A 206-nucleotide genomic window follows, 5' to 3' on the forward strand; every position below is an offset into this window, starting at 1 on the left:
GAAATTAAATAACCTGAGTCCATATAAATATAGAACTCAGGTTGCTTAGTTGCGCTTTTTAAATACTGTCTACTTGACAGGGGTCACTGCAGTCTTCTGGTCTCTTGTTTTGCCTAGGCAAAAATCGATTGTGTTTCCTTTCGAATCAACAGCACGATACAGGTACATCCATTGACCTTTTACTTTGATATATGTTTCATCGACTC

1 pseudogene is annotated in these 206 nt (G+C 37.9%); it reads right to left on the reverse strand.

Annotation, left to right across the window (positions count from 1 at the left end):
* Positions 1-87: 87 nt before the first annotated feature.
* Positions 88-206, reverse strand: a pseudogene (locus tag MR065_RS27400) (DDE-type integrase/transposase/recombinase); the annotation flags it as partial.

The sequence above is a fragment of the Bacillus cereus group sp. BfR-BA-01383 genome (genome assembly GCF_022663495.1).
Classification (GTDB): Bacteria; Bacillota; Bacilli; order Bacillales; family Bacillaceae_G; genus Bacillus_A; species Bacillus_A cereus_AU.